The sequence below is a fragment of the Superficieibacter sp. 1612_C1 genome (genome assembly GCF_015234305.1).
Lineage (GTDB): Bacteria > Pseudomonadota > Gammaproteobacteria > Enterobacterales > Enterobacteriaceae > Superficieibacter.
This window is the reverse complement of the sequence record NZ_JADGMI010000004.1, coordinates 286,641-306,305: the sequence shown is the minus strand read 5'-3', so window position 1 is coordinate 306,305 and position 19,665 is coordinate 286,641. Positions and strand designations below refer to the sequence as shown.

Below are 19,665 nucleotides of genomic sequence, written 5' to 3'. Positions count from 1 at the left end.
GTTTACTCCTCGCGTAACAGGTCGACATAGCGACGCGTGATCGCCGTCAAATTGCTGCCTTCCAGCGGAAACTCAATACCGCGCGGCACATCGACCGGCAGCGACCGCAGCAGATCCTGCCAGCGTGAACCGCCTTCGTCTGGCGCGATGGCGCGGTAGCTGTCCTGATGCGGCGTTGCGGCTTTAACGTGGATGTAGCTGACAAACGGGGCCAGATGACGCGCCGCCTGTTCTGGCGAATTCTCCACCCACAGCCAGTTGCCCATATCAAAAGTCAGCATGACGGGGAGATCCTGCACCTGGCAGGCGGCGCTAAAACGCTGCATCGGTGGAAGCTGGCCGCACGCGGTCTGATCGTTTTCGACGAGCAGGCGAGTGCCGCTCGTCGCCAGCCAGTCGCGCAGGGTTTGCAGCGTCTGGACATCGGTGAAATGCCCGAGCGACACTTTCAGCCAGAGCGCATTCAGCGTACGCGCTTCGCGCAATAGTTCCGGTAATCGTGGGTTAAGCGTGCCGTCGGCCAGATACAGCGGCTCGGGGGCTGAATAGCAGGCCAGCAACTGATGTTCCGTGATGGCCACGCCGAGCGCGGCCAGGTCGGCCTGCTCCTGTTCATTGAACAGTTCACGGCGGATCTCAACGCCATCGGCTCCGGCGGCGGCAATGACGGGCAGCATCGCGCGTTGACCGCCCGCCTGACGAACCTGGTCATGGCCATAGGCGGCAGTGACGACAAAGATTTTCCGGTTCATGATTAACTCCAGTGCAACATAATATCTATTACGCTAGATGGAACCGGTTCCAAAGAAAAGGACGCGATGGCGAAATTATGATCGCCATCACGAAGACAGATTAACGGGAGGTGGAACCACGAACGATCAGTTCGCCGGAGAAAACCTGCTCGCGGATGGTATCGGCATCGCCCTCAATACGGCGCACAACCTGTTCAACCGCGGCGAAGCCAATCTGCCAGGTAGGTTGTTTGAGAGTGGTAATGCCGACGCCTGCCAGCTCAGCCCATTCAAGCTCGTCAAAGCCCAGCAGCCCGATGTCGCTACCCCAGTGCAGGCCGATACGCCGCAGCGAGCGGGCGACCTGTAACGTGAGTGCGCCGTTGGCGGAGATGACCGCTTTACGCATCCCCCGGTGGCGGGCGTGGAACTGACGCAGCGCGTTATCCATCAGCGCTGCATCGGTAAGTGATACTTCGCTGTTTTCTGCGATGAGACCCGGATAGCGCGCCAGCGTCGCCCGAAAGGCGCTTAACCGCTCGCGGCGGGTATTGACGGTGCCAAGCGGTTCGCTAAGAAACAGCAGGGCTTCAAAGCCCTGATCGATCAGGTGTTCAGTGGCGGTGGTAGCAGCCTGCGTGTTATCAAGGCCGACCACATCGCAGGCGAAATCGGGGATTTTGCGATCGATAAGCACCATCGGCAGCGCCGACTGTTGCAGGCGGTTTAACCCCTCTTCCCGCATGCCGACGGCGTTGACGACGATCCCTTCTACCTGGTAGCTGCGCAGTAAATCGAGGTAGTGCAGCTCCTGATCCAGCTCGTTATTGGTATTACAGACCAGCGGCGTAAACCCCTTTTCGCGGCAGGCGGCTTCGATACCGCTCAGTACATCTACGGAGTAGGGATTGGTGATATCGGCGATGATCAGCCCAATCAGGCGCGTGCGCCCGCGTTTCAGGCCACGGGCCATCAGGCTCGGACGGTAGTCGAGTTCAGCGATCGCGTTTTCAATACGCGCCAGCAGCGCGTCGGAGAGAAGATGCTTTTCACCGTTGAGATAGCGTGAAATGCTGGTTTTCCCGGTTTTAGCCGCTCTGGCGACGTCGCTTATTGTAGGGCGCGTTGCTTTGGTCATAGCTGATTCCCTTGCCTGAAGTGAGAACACCTTAGCGCGAAAACAGGCGATGGCAAGCGCTTCATGTGGGGGAAATCATTGCAGGCCGGGTAAGGCGCAGCCGCCACCCGGTATTATCGCGTTACCAATGCGGGTGTTCTGCCCGGTGGCGCTGCGCTTACCGGGCCTACGATCGGGTATTGGGAATAGAGCCAATGCGTAGGCCGGGCAAGGCGCAGCCGCCGCCCGGCATTATTGCGTTACCAATGCGGGTGTCCTGCCCGGTGGCGCTGCGCTTACCGGACCTACGATCGGGTATTGGGAATAGAGCAAATGCGTAGGCCGGGCAAGGCGCAGCCGCCGCCCGGCATTATTACTGGAGCGGGCTCAGCGTAATTTCTACGCGACGGTTCTGCGCTTTGCCTTCTTCGGTGCTGTTGCTGGCAACCGGATTGGCCGGGCCCATACCGGAGGTACGAATGCGGCTGGCATCCACGCCCTGAGTGATAAGCGAGCTTCCCACCGAATCAGCACGCTGTTTTGACAGGCGCATATTCAGATCCTGACCACCCGTGCTGTCGGTATAGCCCACAATATTAACGGCGGTTTTCGGGTACTCTTTCAGCACCATTGCCACCCCGGTCAGGGTATTGGCCCCGGCAGGTTTCAGCGTTGCGCTGCTGCTGTCGAAAGTGACATTGCTCGGCATATTTAACGTGATGTTATCGCCATTTCGCGTCACGCTCACGCCGGTTCCCTGCATTTTCTCGCGCAGTTTCGCTTCCTGAACGTCCATATAATAGCCGACGCCACCACCCAGCGCTGCCCCTGCGGCGGCACCAATCAACGCGCCTTTACCGCGATCTTTTTTCGATGAGGAGAGTGCGCCGATACCTGCGCCAACCAGAGTACCTACACCCGCACCAACGCCGGATTTGCCCGCTTCGCGTTCGCCAGTATAAGGGTTAGTCGTACAGCCAGAAACGGCCAGCGTACCACTGACCAGGGCAGCGATAACCAATACGCGTTTTTTCATCTTATTTCCTTAATCCTTTTTATTCTTTGCCTCAGCAGGCGTGACGGTTGATTATGGCGTGAGAATATGGAAAAAATTCCGGGGACAACTCCGAATTTTGTAAACAACATTGAACGGCGACAAACGCCGTCACACCTGCATCGACGACTCAGGAGCGCGTTTTGGCAATCCCATCAGCGAAAAAAACGGTACTTACAGCGGCCCACTGGGGACCCATGCTGGTCGAGACCGATGGCGAAACGGTGTTTTCTTCCCGTGGCGCACTCTCCACCCCTTTTGCAAACTCGTTACAAACTGCCGTGCGCGACCAGGTGCACAGTAAAACACGGGTACGTTTCCCGATGGTACGCAAAGGCTTTCTGGCCTCGCCGGATACTCCTCAGGGCGTGCGTGGGCAGGATGAATTTGTCCGCGTGAGCTGGGACGAGGCGCTGGATCTGATTCATACGCAGCATCGGCGCATTCGGGACAGTTACGGTCCGGCCTCCATTTTCGCCGGTTCCTATGGCTGGCGCTCAAACGGCGTGCTGCATAAAGCGGCGACGCTGCTTCAGCGTTATATGAGCCTGGCGGGTGGCTATACCGGGCATCTGGGCGATTACTCTACCGGCGCGGCGCAGGCGATCATGCCTTACGTGGTCGGCGGTAATGAAGTCTACCAGCAGCAGACCAGCTGGCCGCTGGTGCTGGAGCACAGCGAGGTAGTGGTGCTGTGGAGCGCCAACCCGCTGAATACGCTCAAGATCGCATGGAACGCCTCGGATGAGCAGGGCATTCCCTATTTTGACGCGCTGCGTAAAAGCGGTAAGCGGCTGATCTGTATTGATCCGATGCGATCTGAAACGGTGGATTTCCTCGGCGATGGTGCCGAGTGGATCGCGCCTCATATGGGCACGGACGTGGCGTTAATGCTCGGCATTGCGCATACGCTGGTGGAAAACGGCTGGCAGGACAACGACTTCCTGGCCCGCTGCACCGAAGGCTACGCTATCTTCGCCGCCTATCTGACCGGAGAGCGCGACGACACGGCGAAAACCGCCGAATGGGCGGCGGAAATTTGCGGCATTCCGGCGGCGAAAATCCGCGAACTGGCGCACTTATTTCGCCATCATACCACTATGTTAATGGGCGGCTGGGGGATGCAGCGCCAGCAGTTTGGTGAACAAAAGCACTGGATGCTGGTGACGCTGGCCGCCATGCTGGGGCAGATCGGCACGCCGGGCGGCGGTTTTGGTCTTTCATACCATTTTGCCAACGGCGGCAACCCGACGCGGCGCGCGGCGGTGCTGGCATCGATGCAGGGCAGTGTACAGGGTGGCACCGATGCGGTGGACAAAATCCCGGTGGCGCGGATTGTTGAAGCGCTGGAAAACCCCGGCGCGCCGTACCAGCATAATGGGATGGACCGTCATTTCCCGGATATTCGTTTTGTCTGGTGGGCGGGCGGTGCCAACTTTACCCATCATCAGGATACCAACCGTTTAATTCGCGCCTGGCAAAAGCCGGAACTGGTGGTGATTTCTGAATGCTACTGGACGGCGGCAGCCAAACATGCCGATATCGTCCTGCCTGCCACCACCTCGTTTGAGCGTAACGATCTGACCATGACCGGCGATTACAGTAATCAGCATCTGGTGCCGATGAAACAAGTCGTGACGCCGCGAGATGAAGCCCGCGATGACTATGAGGTGTTTGCCGATCTCAGCGAGCGCTGGGAGCAGGGCGGTCGCGAGCGTTTTACCGAAGGAAAAAGCGATCTTCAGTGGTTGGAGGCCTTCTATGACATCGCGGCGCAGCGGGGAGCCAGCCAGCAGGTGACGCTTCCGCCGTTCGAGTCCTTCTGGCAGGCCAATCAGCTGATTGAGATGCCGGAGAGCGAGCAGAATGCGCAGTTTGTCCGTTTTGCCGACTTCCGTCGCGATCCGCAGGCGCATCCGTTAAAAACGGCCAGCGGGAAAATTGAAATCTATTCCGCCCGCATTGCCGGTTTTCACTACGCCGACTGTCCGCCGCATCCGATGTGGCTGGAGCCGGACGAGTGGCACGGTAACGCCGAGCCTGAGCAGCTTCAGGTTTTATCAGCGCACCCGGCGCACCGTTTGCACAGTCAGTTGAGCTATTCACGGCTTCGCGAACAGTACGCCGTTGCCGGTCGTGAGCCGATTACGCTGCATCCGCAGGACGCCGCCGCGCGCGGTATTCAGGACGGCGACGTGGTGCGGGTATGGAATCAACGTGGGCAGGTGCTGGCGGGCGCGGTGATCACCGATGGCATCCGGCCCGGCGTGCTTTGCATTCACGAAGGCGGCTGGCCGGATCTCGATCCGCAGGCCGGAGGGATCTGTAAAAACGGCGCGGTAAACGTGCTGACCAAAGATCTCCCCAGCTCGCGGCTGGGGAATGGCTGTGCGGGCAATACGGCGCTGGCATGGGTCGAAAAATATACTGGCCCGGCACTTACGCTGACGGCATTCGATCCACCGCCCAGCTCATGATCCACGTCGGGTGCTGGGTTTCCTCCTGCCAGGCGCAGTCCTCAATGCGAAAGCCCTGAGCATGGTAGAAATTCACCGCCCGCATATTTTTCTGATAGACCTCAAGACTCAGTATCGGAAAGCGCTGCTGCACATGTTGCAGCAGCGCTGTTCCAATACCTCTGCCAATAAGCGCCGGGGCAACAAACAGCGCGCCAACAAACCGCTGTTCCATTACGCTGACAAAACCACCCGGTATGCCTTTCTCCTCCCACACCCAGGTTTGCGCGGCGGGTAAATAGACGTCGCGAACGATAGCTTCGCTTTCATACCAGTAGCGTTCGTTGATGAACGGATGGCCGTAGCGGGTGCTTTCCAGCCACAGGTTCAGCAGCTTAGTCGTATCTTTATTGTGCCAGGCGCGGATCATGCTGGCCTCCCGGATGACAAAAACAGCCTGTGATGTGATCGTTTACCAGACCACAGGCCTGCATAAACGAATAGCAAATGGTGGTGCCGACAAACTTGAAACCGCGTTTTTTTAACGCCTTTGCCAGCGCATCGGAAGCGGGGGTGGAAACCGGGATCTCGCCGAGGGTAGCGGCGTGGCGGATTTGCGGCTGATGATCGACAAATGACCAGACGAATTCCGCGAACGGCTCGCCATTCTTTTCCATCTCAAGGTACGCCCGAGCGTTGGCGATAATGGCCTCGATTTTCCCGCGATGGCGGATGATCCCGGCGTCAAGCATCAGCCTTTCAACGTCCGACTCCTGCATGGCGGCGATGCGCTCAGGGTCGAAGTGATAAAAATTCTGGCGATAATTTTCCCGCTTTTTCAGAACCGTAATCCATGACAGACCGGCCTGTTGTCCTTCCAGACAGATCATCTCAAACAGTTTTTTACCGTCGGTTTGCGGTATGCCCCATTCACTATCGTGATAGGCGATGTAAAGCGGATCCTGACTTACCCAACCGCAACGTTGCATGGTCCTCTCCCTTCGCATTTTTTACAAAAATATATCAGCCAGCGGGCTTGACGCGCCTGTTAAAAAGACAATATTTAATACAGGGTTAAGCCCATTCTCTTTCAAGTTGCAGATCGGTGTGTCTGTTCGTTCAACTCGAATGACATGGAGTCCTTTTTCCCGCAAGCATAATCAAAAAAATCGCCGAATTCGGCTCTTTCCAGGAGTCGCTTTGATGATGATAAAAAAGCGCAGTGGTCGCCGGGGCATCATGCTCCTGGCAGCTATGTCTGTTTGTCTGCTCTGGATGGACACAGCAAAAGCCTGGCAACAGGAATATATCGTTGATGACCAGCAAAGTAATACGACTGAACGTTATACATGGGATAACGATCACCAACCTGATTACAATGACATCCTCGCCGAGCGGATCAGCTCGGCGCAAAATGTGCCCGGTCTGGCGGTAAATCTGCCGGACAGCACGCCGCTGGATGCGATCAGCTCAATGAGTCTTGGCTGGAATATCGCGTTGCACGAGAACGTCACCACCGGGCCGGTTGCCGCGTGGCATTATGATGGGTCCTCTTATTCTGTGTATAACGAGTTCGGTGACAGCGTGGTGAATCAGGGGCTGGACCCGCTATGGCACGCCAGCGTCAGTTCACTCGGCTGGCGGGTTGACTCGCGCTTTGGCGATCTGCGTCCCTGGGCGCAAATTAGCTACAACCAGCAGTTTGGCGACAACCTCTGGAAGTCGCAGTCCGGGCTTAATCGCATGAGTGCGTTTGATCAGGAGGGGAACTGGCTGGATGTCACCGTGGGTGCGGATATGCTGTTGAATCAGCATCTGGCGGCCTATGCGGCGCTTTCTCAGGCGGAAAACACCAACGTGGGGGCGAACTATTTGTATACGATGGGGGTAAGTGCGCGGTTCTGACGGGGTGACTTTGGGCAGGCCTGCCGGGCGGCACTGCGTTTGCCCGGCCTACAAAACCGCCTCCGCCTTATTCCTGGAATAAACGTTCGTCCAAAACCCCCTCCGGCACTGCCCCCGGAATAACCTTTCGCCCAACGCGTAGGCCCGGTAAGCGCAGCGCCACCGGGCATCTATGGCCGCGATGCCGGACCCCGGCCTGCCCAACATCACCAACCTTTCACCCCGCATAACCCGCATGCAATGCCATTCATTCTGCATTCCATGCAGTTCATTCCGTCCCTGCTGCACTTCATGCCGTTTTCCCCCAGGCATTAAAGGGATTTCGCTATCGTTGATGACAGTGAAATCCTTCAATTTTGATGACCTGGACACATGCCATGAACACATCAACCTACAATCGTACCCGCTGGTTAACGCTATTCGGCACTATCATCACCCAGTTTGCACTGGGATCGGTCTACACCTGGAGCCTGTTTAACGGCGCGCTCTCCAGCAAACTTGATGAACCGGTGAGCCAGGTTGCATTTTCGTTTGGTCTGTTAAGCCTTGGCCTGGCGCTCTCGTCATCCGTTGCTGGTAAACTTCAGGAGCGTTTTGGCGTGAAACGCATCACGATGGCCTCTGGCATCATGCTCGGCGTCGGTTTTTTCCTGACCGCTCACTCCAGCAATCTGCTAATGCTGTGGCTCAGTGCGGGCCTGCTGGTGGGGCTGGCGGATGGTGCTGGCTATCTATTGACGCTCTCCAACTGCGTGAAATGGTTCCCGGAGCGTAAAGGGGTGATCTCCGCGCTGGCCATTGGCTCCTACGGTCTGGGTAGCCTCGGTTTCAAATTTATTGACAGCCATCTTCTTGAAACGGTCGGCCTCGAAAAAACCTTTATGATTTGGGGCGCGATTGTACTGGTGATGATCGTCGCCGGTTCCACCCTGATGAAAGATGCGCCGCAGCAGAGTGTGAAAGCCGTCAACGGCGCGGTGGAGAATGACTTCACCCTCGCAGAATCGATGCGTAAACCACAGTACTGGATGCTGGCCGTGATGTTCCTCACCGCCTGCATGAGCGGCCTGTACGTGATTGGCGTGGCGAAAGATATCGCTCAGGGCATGGTCCGACTGGACGTCGCCACCGCCGCTAACGCGGTAACGGTCATTTCTATCGCTAACCTGAGCGGCCGTCTGGTGCTGGGCATTCTGTCCGATAAAATCGCCCGCATCCGGGTCATCACGATAGGTCAGGTGATTTCCCTGGTCGGGATGGCGGCCCTGCTTTTCGCGCCGCTCAACGAGATGACTTTCTTTGCCGCCATCGCCTGCGTGGCCTTTAACTTCGGCGGCACCATTACCGTTTTCCCGTCGCTGGTCAGCGAGTTCTTCGGCCTGAATAACCTGGCGAAAAACTATGGGGTGATCTATTTAGGCTTCGGGATCGGCAGTATCTGCGGGTCGATTATTGCCTCGTTGTTCGGCGGCTTTTATGTCACCTTCTGCGTCATCTTTGCCCTGCTGATCCTGTCGCTGGCGCTTTCAACGACGATTCGTCAGCCGCAGCGCGAAATGTACCATGAAGCTCATGCTACATATTGATGGTATCAATGGAATCACTTACTTAGCCTGCTAACCTATCTTCCTGATCTGGCCAACAATTTTTGTAAATAATTGGTCAGATCACATTTCTCCTGGACACTTTTCCATTTCCCTGTGGTCTACTTAGCCGCGCTTAGCCATGTCTAATAACAGAGATACGCGCTTTGTTTAGCCTGCACGCGGGTGCCGGCTGATTTATAAGTCCCTTTTCCCAGGGTTGTTTGCATGAAATATATTAAAGCGATGTCTCAGCAAACGCTGAGCCTCCTGCTGGCCATCTATATCGGCCTGTTTATGAATTGCGCGGTTTTTGTCCGTCGTTTTGACAGTTACGCGCAGAATTTTACCATCTGGAAAGGATTCGCTGCGGTTGTTGAGCTGGCTGCCACCGTGCTCGTGACCTTCTTCCTGCTTCGTATCCTGTCGCTACTCGGTCGCCGCGTCTGGCGCATTCTGGTCACGCTGCTGGTGCTGTGTTCGGCCGGGGCCAGCTACTATATGACCTTCCTTAATGTCGTCATTGGTTACGGCATTATTGCCTCGGTGATGACTACCGACATCGATCTCTCTAAAGAAGTGGTGGGGCTACATTTCCTGCTATGGATGTTCTTTGTGAGCATCGTGCCGCTGATTTTCATCTGGAGTAATCGCAGCCCCTATACGCTGATGCGCCAGCTACGCACGCCGGGCCAGCGCATAGGCAGTGTCATGGCGGTTGTCGTCGCCGGATTGTTGGTCTGGGGACCCATTCGTCTGCTGGATATTCAGCAGAAGAAAGTTGAGCACCAGACGGGGATTGATTTACCGAGTTACGGTGGCGTGGTAGCAAACTCTTATCTGCCATCAAACTGGCTCTCCGCGCTGGGGCTGTATGCCTGGGCGCAGGTGGATGAATCTTCGGATAATAAATCGCTGATCAACCCGGCGAAGAAATTCACCTGGGAAGCGCCGAAAGATCTGGATGATACTTACGTGGTGTTCATCATTGGTGAAACAACCCGCTGGGATCATATGGGTCTTTTCGGCTACGAGCGTAACACCACGCCGCGATTATCTCAGGAGAAAAACCTGGCAGCGTTTCGCGGTTACTCCTGCGATACCGCCACCAAACTCTCCCTGCGCTGCATGTTTGTGCGAGAAGGTGGTGCAGACACTAACCCACAGCGGACGCTGAAAGAGCAGAACGTCTTTGCGGTGCTCAAACAGTTAGGCTTCAGTTCCGACCTCTACGCGATGCAAAGCGAAATGTGGTTCTACAGCAACACGATGGCGGACAATATTGCCTATCGCGAGCAGATTGGTGCCGAACCGCGTAACCGTGGTAAGCCGGTAGATGACATGCTGCTGGTAGATGAGATGCAGCGTTCGTTGCAGGACAATACCGAAGGTAAGCACTTGATTATTCTGCATACCAAAGGTTCGCACTTTAACTATACCCAGCGTTATCCGCGTAACTTCGCGCAGTGGACGCCGGAGTGTATGGGGGTAGACGGCGGCTGTACCAAAGCGCAGATGATCAACTCCTTCGATAACTCGGTCAGCTATGTGGATTACTTTATCAGTAAGGTGATTGACCAGGTCCGGGATAAGAAAGCGATTGTCTTCTATGCTGCCGACCACGGCGAGTCGATCAATGAGAAAGAGCATTTGCACGGCACCCCGCGCAATATGGCTCCGCCAGAGCAGTTCCGCGTGCCGATGATGGTCTGGATGTCCGATAAGTATCTGGAGAACCCGGATCATGCGCAGGCAATGGCGCATATGAAGGCCCAGGCGCAGATGAAAGTGCCGCGCCATCATATCGAACTGTTCGATACCATCATGGGCTGCCTGGGGTATACCTCGCCGGATGGCGGGATTAATGAGAACAATAACTGGTGTCGTTTACCCTCAACAGCTAAGAAATAAGCGGTCCGGCGAGTTTCTCGCCGATCGGCTGGCTTTTTTTAGCTAAGGGATTGACGGGCATCTGGCTGCGCAGTAAGATGCGCCCCGCATTCGGTGATTGGCGCAGCCTGGTAGCGCACTTCGTTCGGGACGAAGGGGTCGGAGGTTCGAATCCTCTATCACCGACCAAATTTGAAAAGCCTGCTCTTGAGCAGGCTTTTTTGCATCTGAAGCTTATGAGGATGAGAACCTCCGGGGGCAGGAGGTTCGACTCGAGCGAAGCGAGAGAGCGTTGCGTCAGCAACGACCCGCAGGGCGAGCCACAAAGTGGCGAGTAATCCTCTATCACCGACCAAATTTGAAAAGCCTGCTCTTAAGCAGGCTTTTTTGCATCTGAAGCTTATGAGGATGAGAACCTCAGGAGGCAGGAGGTTCGACTTGGGCAAACTCTGTGATCAGCGGTAACATATCATTCTGTCTGGAGTGCAAAACCTGCTGTTAACAATCTTGCTGCAATTAATCCTCATGGTTATCACATTTCACCCGTGACTCCCACTGCCACCTCTCGATTTTGTGACATAATCCATTGTATTTTTTTATATATACATCAACCTTTTTTCGCGTTGCTTATGGATAATGCCAGCATTTTCCGCTGTGCGTTTTAACGTTCGCGGTATTAATCGCTCAGATATTCATCATTCTGCAAGAAATTTTTCGCAATATGTTTAAAAGTTAACATCTGCGTTACTGAAAATAACCAGAACAATCCTCTGCATCAGAGGCCTTAGCATAATTTTCCCTGCTGGAAATGGTGGCTTGAACTTTTTTTAATCTTTGTTTGTTAATTCTCATCCCTGATGTAAATCCCGGTTACCTGTATTGACGTTTTGACATTCTGTTGACAGATTGTAGGCCATGAGGGGCATTTCACGGACGATCTGTACTGCTACTCAGTCAATCGATTGCACGGATTCTCCCACCCTCATTGCTACTGACCAGACCGGTGAAATTATAAATAAAGGCTGGCGGTATGGCCCCGTTGCAGGGGTAAACACAACACCCATCACATTGGAGCAGAAGAATGAGTATTTCCTTGAAGAAGTCAGGGATGCTGAAGCTTGGTTTGAGCCTGGTGGCTATGACTGTCGCAGCAAGCGTTCAGGCGAAAACGCTGGTGTATTGTTCGGAAGGTTCTCCTGAAGGCTTTAACCCGCAGCTTTTCACCTCTGGTACCACTTACGATGCCAGCTCTGTACCGATTTATAACCGTCTGGTCGAATTTAAAATCGGCACCACTGAAGTCATCCCCGGCCTGGCCGAGAAATGGGAAGTCAGCGAAGACGGTAAAACCTACACCTTCCACCTGCGTAAAGGCGTGAAGTGGCAGGACAGCAAAGATTTTAAACCGACGCGTGAGTTCAACGCTGATGACGTAGTGTTCTCGTTCGATCGTCAGAAAAACGAAAGCAACCCGTACCATAAAATCTCTGGCGGCAGCTATGAATACTTCGAAGGCATGGGTCTGCCAGAGTTAATTAGCGAAATCAAAAAAGTCGACGACAATACCGTTCAGTTTATCCTGACGCGTCCGGAAGCGCCGTTCCTGGCGGATCTGGCGATGGACTTCGCGTCTATTCTCTCTAAAGAGTACGCGGACAACATGCTGAAAGCCGGTACGCCGGATAAAGTTGACCTGAACCCGATTGGTACTGGTCCGTTCCAGCTCCAGCAGTATCAGAAAGACTCGCGCATTCTGTATAAAGCCTTCCCGGGCTTCTGGGGCACCAAGCCGCAGATCGACCGTCTGGTCTTCTCCATCACGCCTGACGCCTCCGTGCGTTACGCGAAATTGCAGAAAAACGAGTGCCAGGTCATGCCGTTCCCGAACCCGGCCGACATCGCGCGCATGAAGCAGGATAAAAACATCAACCTGATGGAGCAGGCGGGCCTGAACGTCGGCTATCTCTCCTATAACGTTGAGAAAAAGCCGCTGGATAACGTCAAAGTGCGTCAGGCGCTGAACTACGCGGTCAACAAAGACGCGATCATCAAAGCGGTCTACCAGGGCGCGGGCGTAGCGGCGAAAAACCTGATCCCGCCGACCATGTGGAGCTATAACGACGACGTTAAGGATTACACCTACGATCCGGAGAAAGCCAAAGCGCTGCTGAAAGAAGCCGGTATGGAAAAAGGCTTTAGCATCGATCTGTGGGCAATGCCGGTACAGCGTCCGTACAACCCGAACGCGCGCCGTATGGCGGAGATGATTCAGGCGGACTGGGCGAAAGTCGGCGTGCAGGCGAAGATCGTCACTTATGAGTGGGGCGAATACCTGAAACGTGCGAAATCTGGCGAGCATCAGACCGTAATGATGGGCTGGACCGGCGACAACGGGGATCCGGATAACTTCTTCGCCACGCTGTTCAGCTGCGATGCGGCAAAACAGGGGTCGAACTACTCCAAATGGTGCTACAAGCCGTTTGAAGACCTGATCCAACCGGCGCGCGCGACCGAAGATCACAACAAACGCATTGAGCTCTACAAACAGGCTCAGGTAGTGATGAACGAGCAGGCTCCGGCACTGATCGTCGCTCACTCCACCGTGTATGAGCCGGTGCGTAAAGAAGTTAAAGGCTATGTTGTTGATCCGCTGGGTAAACACCACTTCGAGAACGTGTCTGTCGAATAATTAAAATGTCAAAGGGGCGGCGCTGCGCTTACACGGACCTATGAGGGTAGGCCGGGTAAGCGTAGCGCCACCCGGCAGCAGTGCTTTGTTCCCGTAAAAGGGAATGAGATTTGTGAGCAATACAGACGTCTGATCTCCAGGTGAGACGTCATTACAGAGAATCCGGGTTATGTTGCAGTTCATCCTCCGACGTCTGGGACTTGTGATCCCGACGTTTATCGGTATTACCCTTCTCACCTTTGCCTTTGTCCATATGATCCCCGGCGATCCGGTGATGATCATGGCAGGTGAGCGTGGTATTTCCCCTGAGCGCCATGCGCAGTTACTGGCTGAACTCGGCCTGAATAAGCCGCTGTGGCAGCAGTATCTCAACTATATTTGGGGCGTGATGCACGGTGATTTGGGCATCTCGCTGAAAAGCCGTCTCCCGGTATGGGAAGAGTTTGTGCCGCGTTTTAAAGCGACGCTTGAACTCGGCGTCTGCGCAATGATTTTCGCCGTTTCCGTGGGCATTCCCGTGGGCGTGCTGGCCGCCGTTAAGCGTGGCTCTATTTTCGACCATACCGCGGTCGGTCTCGCGCTGACTGGCTATTCCATGCCGATCTTCTGGTGGGGCATGATGCTGATCATGCTGGTTTCCGTCCAGTGGAACCTGACGCCGGTCTCCGGAAGGGTGAGCGATATGGTGTTCCTTGACGACTCCAACCCGCTAACCGGCTTTATGCTGATCGACACGGCCATCTGGGGCGAAGAGGGCAACTTCATTGATGCGCTGGCGCATATGATCCTGCCTGCGATGGTGCTGGGCACAATTCCACTGGCAGTAATCGTGCGTATGACGCGCTCCGCCATGCTGGAAGTGCTGGGTGAGGATTATATCCGTACCGCGCGCGCCAAAGGCTTAACGCGGATGCGCGTCATCATCGTTCATGCCCTGCGTAACGCGATGCTCCCGGTGGTTACGGTTATCGGTTTGCAGGTAGGGACGATGCTGGCAGGGGCGATCCTGACGGAAACCATCTTCTCCTGGCCGGGCCTGGGACGCTGGCTGATCGATGCTCTGCAACGCCGCGATTATCCGGTGGTGCAGGGTGGCGTACTGCTGGTGGCGACGATGATTATTCTCGTCAACCTGCTGGTCGATTTGCTGTACGGCGTGGTGAACCCGCGTATTCGTCATAAGAAGTAAGGGGCCGTCATGTCACAAGTTACTGAAAATAAAGTTATCGCCGCACCTGTACCGATGACGCCGCTCCAGGAGTTCTGGCACTACTTCAAGCGCAATAAAGGCGCGGTTGTCGGCCTGGCTTACGTCGTGATCGTGGTACTCATTGCCATTTTCGCCAATTTCGTTGCGCCGCATAACCCGGCGGATCAGTTCCGCGAAGCGCTGCTGGCCCCGCCGGTATGGCAGGATGGGGGAAGCTGGACGCATATCCTCGGCACCGATGATGTGGGTCGCGATACCCTCTCGCGCCTGATGTACGGCGCGCGCCTGTCGCTGCTGGTCGGCTGTCTGGTAGTGGTACTGTCGCTGATCATGGGCGTGGTGCTGGGTCTGGTAGCGGGCTACTTCGGCGGCATTATCGACAATATCATCATGCGTATCGTCGATATCATGCTGGCGCTGCCAAGCCTGCTGCTGGCACTGGTCTTAGTGGCCATCTTTGGTCCCTCGATTGTTAACGCCTCGCTGGCATTAACCTTCGTGGCGCTGCCGCACTACGTTCGTCTGACGCGTGCAGCCGTCCTGGTCGAAGTGAACCGCGATTACGTCACCGCCTCGCGCGTGGCGGGCGCAGGCGCGCTGCGCCAGATGTTTGTTAACATTCTTCCTAACTGTCTTGCGCCGCTGATCGTTCAGGCGTCGCTCGGCTTCTCTAACGCCATTCTCGATATGGCCGCCCTTGGCTTCCTTGGCATGGGTGCGCAACCGCCAACACCGGAGTGGGGCACCATGCTCTCCGACGTGTTGCAGTTCGCACAAAGCGCCTGGTGGGTCGTGACCTTCCCTGGTCTGGCGATCCTGCTGACGGTGCTGGCATTTAACCTGATGGGTGACGGTCTGCGTGACGCGCTCGATCCCAAACTGAAGCAGTAAGAGGTTCGAGATGGCGTTATTAAATGTAGATAAATTATCGGTGCACTTCGGTGACGAAGATGCGCCGTTCCGCGCCGTGGATCGCGTCAGTTATAGCGTGAATCAGGGCGAAGTGGTCGGCATTGTTGGTGAATCCGGCTCCGGTAAATCGGTCAGTTCGCTGGCGATCATGGGGCTGATTGATTACCCCGGCCGCGTAATGGCGGAAAATCTGGACTTCAACGGCCAGGATTTAAAGCGCATCTCTGAAAAAGCACGCCGTAGCCTGGTAGGCTCTGAAGTGGCGATGATTTTCCAGGATCCGATGACCAGCCTTAATCCCTGCTACACCGTCGGTTTTCAGATTATGGAAGCGATTAAGGTGCATCAGGGGGGGAATAAGAGAACCCGGCGTCAGCGGGCTATCGATCTGCTAAACCTGGTGGGTATTCCCGATCCGGCCTCGCGCCTTGATGTTTATCCGCATCAGCTCTCCGGCGGGATGAGTCAGCGCGTGATGATCGCGATGGCGATCGCCTGTCGGCCAAAACTGCTGATTGCGGATGAACCGACAACGGCGCTGGACGTCACCATCCAGGCGCAGATCATTGAACTGCTGCTGGAACTTCAGCAGAAAGAGAACATGGCGCTGATCCTGATTACGCACGATCTGGCGCTGGTGGCGGAAGCCGCACATAAAATTATCGTGATGTACGCAGGCCAGGTGGTAGAGACCGGGGCGGCAACGGAGATTTTCCGCGCGCCGCGCCATCCGTATACCCAGGCGCTGCTGCGTGCGCTGCCCGAGTTCGCTCAGGATAAAGCGCGGCTGGCGTCGCTGCCGGGCGTAGTGCCGGGGAAATACGATCGTCCCAGCGGCTGCCTGCTGAACCCGCGCTGCCCGTATGCGACCGATCGCTGTCGCGCAGAAGAACCCGCGCTGAATACCGTCGATAACGGTCGTCAGTCTAAATGTCACTACCCACTCGATGATGCCGGGAGGCCCACACGATGAGTACGCAAGAGGCCACCCTGCAACAGCCATTGTTGCAGGCTATCGACCTGAAAAAACATTACCCGGTGAAGAAGGGGCTGTTTGCGCCGGAACGCCTGGTAAAAGCGCTGGATGGCGTGTCATTTAACCTGGAGCGCGGCAAAACGCTGGCGGTGGTCGGGGAATCCGGCTGCGGGAAGTCCACGCTTGGCCGCCTGCTGACAATGATTGAAACGCCTACCGGTGGCGAACTCTATTTTCAGGGGCAGGATCTGCTCAAGCACGATCCGCAGGCGCAGAAGCTGCGTCGGCAGAAAATTCAGATCGTCTTCCAGAACCCCTACGGTTCGCTAAACCCGCGTAAAAAAGTCGGGCAGATTCTGGAAGAGCCGCTGCTGATTAATAGTGAACTGAGCAAAGCCGAACGCCGTGAAAAAGCGCTGGCGATGATGGCGAAAGTGGGTCTGAAGACCGAGCATTACGATCGCTATCCGCATATGTTCTCCGGCGGTCAGCGTCAGCGTATTGCTATCGCCCGCGGTCTGATGCTCGATCCGGACGTGGTGATTGCTGATGAACCGGTCTCCGCGCTGGACGTCTCGGTGCGCGCGCAGGTGCTAAACCTGATGATGGATTTGCAGCAGGATTTAGGGCTCTCCTACGTCTTTATCTCGCACGATCTGTCGGTAGTCGAGCACATCGCCGATGAAGTGATGGTGATGTATCTGGGCCGCTGCGTGGAGAAAGGAACCAAGGAGCAGATTTTCTCTAATCCGCTGCATCCGTACACCCAGGCGCTACTTTCTGCCACGCCACGCCTGAATCCGGACGATCGCCGCGAGCGTATCAAGCTGACCGGCGAACTGCCCAGCCCGCTGAATCCACCGCCGGGGTGTGCCTTTAACGCCCGCTGCCGTCGCCGCTTCGGCCCCTGCACGCAGTTGCAGCCGCAGCTTAAAGAGTACAATGGTCAACTGGTAGCCTGCTTTGCCGTCGATCAGGACGTGAATGGCGAAAAGCCAGGGGTGTAACGTTAATCAGAGACCAGCGTAACGCTGGTCTCCAGTCAAATATGAACCTCTCCCTTTATCTTTATCCTTTATAGCTCTTTTATGGCACCTAAATATTGTTAATAGCTCATTTTTGAACTATTTTATGTTTTATCATCTTTAAAAGGCCATCTCTGAGCCTGAAGACTGCCCGCTTCGCGAGGCAGCACTGGAGGGATATCCATGTTTTACGAAAATTCGCGAGAGCTTTCTGAAGAGTTAGCCTTTCTGAGCGATCGCCTGAATACCCTACAGAAGAAGATGGCGATGACTGCCCGGTTGACCACAAAAGCGGAGCCGCTGTTCATCGGTAGCCCTTCTGCACTTGGCGAGCAGTTGAATGAACGCCGTAAGGCGCTGGGTATCGATCTTTATACTCTTGAACTACAAACCAACATTTCTACCTCAACGTTAAAAAGATTATTTAAAGATCCCGAACAGGTAAAATTCGGCAGTGTTCTTACCGTCGCGAAAGCGCTGGGAATGAAACTATGCACCGTCGCGTAAAAATTTTGCTTTACGGCCAGGCTGTAGGGGAGTTAACGGAAAGTGAACAAGGCTTTTTATTCCATTATTACCCCCATTACCAGGGGCCATCGCTTTCTCTTAGTCTGCCCGTTCAACAACGTGAATTTTTGAGCCAGCGGCTGCATCCCTATTTTGCTTCACTGGCACCTGAAGGATGGCTGCGTCAACGCTACAGTCAGATACAGAAGCGCGATGAACACGATCAATTGGGTATGCTGATTGAGAATGGTAAAAATTTGCTGGGAGCCGTGCAGATTTTGCCGGTGGAGGAATAATGGAACGCTGCCGCATATTATTAACCCCGCTAAACGAGGGGGATGCCCGAAATGGATATTCTGCCCAGGGACTTAAACGTCTCGGTAACGGCACTTTACTGCTCCCGCGCCTGGCGTTTAGCCGAAATCAGTTTGTTCAGGAACTGCCCCTTGAGCAACGTGGCATGAGTATTTCCGGCTATCAACCTAAATTGCAAATGGTGCTAACGGAAGGCGTCCTTAATGTCGTGTCACATCAGGGCGACTATATTCTTAAACCCTCACCCGCTGATTTTCCTGGCCTGGCAGAAAATGAACATGCGACGATGTCGTTAATGTCGCGTCTTGGTTTCAATGTACCGCCACACGGACTGGTCAGTTTTACTCCTGAAAACACCGACGACGATGTTGAGTACGCCTTTGTCATCCGTCGTTTTGATCGCGATGCTGCCGGGCAGCCCATTCATCAGGAACAACTGGATGGAGCAATGGGGATTATGGAAAAGTATGGTAAGACAGGAAATGATAGCGAACAGTACGTCAGCTATGAAACGATAGCGCGTTTTTTGATTGCGCACGTTAACGATAACCTTGCTTTCAGAATCGATCTGTTTCGCCGTATTGTATATGCATGGCTGCTGGGCAATAACGATATGCATTTGCGAAATTTCGGCCTGTTGTATGCAGATATCACTCCGACGCTCGCACCCATCTATGATTTTGTCTCTGTTGCGCCGTATCCCCAGGCCTGGCTGTCAGGTTATCTGGCGCTGCCGTTACTGACACAGGAAGAGGGGGGACATGAACTGGCCCCCGGCTTTGATTCTGTCTGGGGAGAATATACGGGGCAAGATTTCTTACTGTTGGGTAATACAATGGGATTAACGACGAGATTGCTCACTAAGCTGTTCGCCGATCTGCGTAAAGAATCAGTGGCAGTGGAAAAGACGTATTCGTCTTCATTTATGTCGCCAGAGCACATCCAGTCTGTACTGGCATGCTATCGTCATCGGCTGCGTCTGTTGCAACATATTGGTTAGGGTATTAGAGCCATCTGTCTAACAGACAGCCACTCCGGTTCAGGCTCTGTACCACGTTGCCCGGCGGCGCTTCGCTTGCACGGGCCTACGGTATTGCGCCTGATCGTTAATATTTTTTTTCAGGTGGTTGATAACAAAGAATTTGTAGGCCGGGTAAACGTAGCGCCACCCGGCAAGGCGGGTATTCCGGCTTAAGCAGATTACGCACAGTGCCGATAAATCTTTTTGCTTCGCCATCCATTATTAATAGCTGACTAAGCAAAGCCTTATCGCGACCCTAACTAAAATACGTATT

Annotated in this window: 17 protein-coding genes, 1 tRNA gene and 1 other RNA gene; 14 read left to right on the top strand and 5 right to left on the bottom strand. The window is 54.9% G+C overall.

The genetic code is table 11. The features are described 5' to 3' along the window. Nucleotides 1-2: 2 nt before the first annotated feature. From INT84_RS15500 to INT84_RS15490, 3 genes are all read right to left on the bottom strand, one after another. The gene (locus INT84_RS15500; protein ID WP_194207509.1) at nt 3-752 is read right to left on the bottom strand and encodes a sugar phosphate isomerase/epimerase; all 750 of its coding nucleotides are present in this window, start codon (nt 750-752) and stop codon (nt 3-5) included. Between the two features lie 100 nt (nt 753-852). Beyond that, a complete protein-coding gene (locus tag INT84_RS15495) occupies nt 853-1,869 on the bottom strand; it encodes a LacI family DNA-binding transcriptional regulator (RefSeq protein ID WP_194207508.1) in 1,017 nt (338 codons plus the stop codon). Between the two features lie 352 nt (nt 1,870-2,221). Then, nucleotides 2,222-2,884 (bottom strand): OmpA family lipoprotein, encoded by a 663-nt coding sequence (locus tag INT84_RS15490; protein WP_194207507.1) that lies wholly within the window; start codon nt 2,882-2,884, stop codon nt 2,222-2,224. 161 nt (nt 2,885-3,045) lie between these two features. On the opposite strand from INT84_RS15490, the gene INT84_RS15485 reads away from it, so the two are divergent. Continuing rightward, on the top strand, nt 3,046-5,379 hold the full coding sequence (locus tag INT84_RS15485; protein WP_194207506.1) for a molybdopterin guanine dinucleotide-containing S/N-oxide reductase: 2,334 nt from the start codon (nt 3,046-3,048) through the stop codon (nt 5,377-5,379). Here the strand turns inward: INT84_RS15485 and INT84_RS15480 are convergent. Beyond that, nucleotides 5,342-5,788: an N-acetyltransferase gene (locus INT84_RS15480; protein WP_194207505.1), complete on the bottom strand. Its 447-nt coding sequence runs from the start codon at nt 5,786-5,788 to the stop codon at nt 5,342-5,344. The genes INT84_RS15485 and INT84_RS15480 overlap by 38 nt on opposite strands. Beyond that, nucleotides 5,766-6,347, bottom strand: coding sequence for a DNA-3-methyladenine glycosylase I (gene tag, locus INT84_RS15475; RefSeq protein WP_194207504.1), 582 nt, complete (start codon nt 6,345-6,347; stop codon nt 5,766-5,768). Before tag ends, INT84_RS15480 begins: the two co-directional genes overlap by 23 nt. Nucleotides 6,348-6,561: 214 nt before the next feature. On the opposite strand from tag, the gene INT84_RS15470 reads away from it, so the two are divergent. The 13 genes from INT84_RS15470 to INT84_RS15410 all read left to right on the top strand — a co-directional run bounded on the left by INT84_RS15470 (nt 6,562) and on the right by INT84_RS15410 (nt 19,370). After that, a complete protein-coding gene (locus INT84_RS15470) occupies nt 6,562-7,263 on the top strand; it encodes an autotransporter domain-containing protein (RefSeq protein ID WP_194207503.1) in 702 nt (233 codons plus the stop codon). 377 nt (nt 7,264-7,640) lie between these two features. Further along, entirely contained in the window at nt 7,641-8,849 is a 1,209-nt protein-coding gene (locus tag INT84_RS15465) for an MFS transporter (protein ID WP_194207502.1), read from the top strand. A 225-nt stretch (nt 8,850-9,074) separates the two neighbouring features. After that, nucleotides 9,075-10,757: a kdo(2)-lipid A phosphoethanolamine 7''-transferase gene (eptB, locus tag INT84_RS15460; RefSeq protein WP_194207501.1), complete on the top strand. Its 1,683-nt coding sequence runs from the start codon at nt 9,075-9,077 to the stop codon at nt 10,755-10,757. A 91-nt stretch (nt 10,758-10,848) separates the two neighbouring features. Then, nucleotides 10,849-10,925, top strand: a tRNA-Pro gene (locus tag INT84_RS15455). A 33-nt stretch (nt 10,926-10,958) separates the two neighbouring features. Beyond that, a non-coding RNA gene (locus tag INT84_RS15450) (RtT sRNA) lies at nt 10,959-11,091 on the top strand. Between the two features lie 726 nt (nt 11,092-11,817). After that, a complete protein-coding gene (gene dppA, locus INT84_RS15445; RefSeq protein ID WP_194207500.1) occupies nt 11,818-13,425 on the top strand; it encodes a dipeptide ABC transporter periplasmic-binding protein DppA in 1,608 nt (535 codons plus the stop codon). 169 nt (nt 13,426-13,594) lie between these two features. Next, nucleotides 13,595-14,614: a dipeptide ABC transporter permease DppB gene (dppB, locus tag INT84_RS15440; protein ID WP_194207499.1), complete on the top strand. Its 1,020-nt coding sequence runs from the start codon at nt 13,595-13,597 to the stop codon at nt 14,612-14,614. Between the two features lie 9 nt (nt 14,615-14,623). After that, entirely contained in the window at nt 14,624-15,526 is a 903-nt protein-coding gene (gene dppC, locus INT84_RS15435) for a dipeptide ABC transporter permease DppC (protein WP_176920111.1), read from the top strand. A 10-nt stretch (nt 15,527-15,536) separates the two neighbouring features. After that, nucleotides 15,537-16,520: a dipeptide ABC transporter ATP-binding protein gene (gene dppD / locus INT84_RS15430; protein ID WP_194207498.1), complete on the top strand. Its 984-nt coding sequence runs from the start codon at nt 15,537-15,539 to the stop codon at nt 16,518-16,520. After that, on the top strand, nt 16,517-17,530 hold the full coding sequence (gene dppF / locus INT84_RS15425) for a dipeptide ABC transporter ATP-binding subunit DppF (RefSeq protein ID WP_194207497.1): 1,014 nt from the start codon (nt 16,517-16,519) through the stop codon (nt 17,528-17,530). The genes dppD and dppF overlap by 4 nt, the downstream gene beginning before the upstream one ends. 201 nt (nt 17,531-17,731) lie before the next feature. Further along, nucleotides 17,732-18,055, top strand: a complete 324-nt coding sequence (locus INT84_RS15420; protein ID WP_194207496.1) for a helix-turn-helix domain-containing protein — start codon at nt 17,732-17,734, stop codon at nt 18,053-18,055. Next, the gene (locus tag INT84_RS15415) at nt 18,040-18,351 is read left to right on the top strand and encodes a HipA N-terminal domain-containing protein (protein WP_194207495.1); all 312 of its coding nucleotides are present in this window, start codon (nt 18,040-18,042) and stop codon (nt 18,349-18,351) included. Before INT84_RS15420 ends, INT84_RS15415 begins: the two co-directional genes overlap by 16 nt. Next, entirely contained in the window at nt 18,351-19,370 is a 1,020-nt protein-coding gene (locus tag INT84_RS15410; RefSeq protein WP_194207494.1) for a HipA domain-containing protein, read from the top strand. The genes INT84_RS15415 and INT84_RS15410 overlap by 1 nt, the downstream gene beginning before the upstream one ends. The last annotated feature ends 295 nt before the right edge of the window (nt 19,371-19,665 follow it).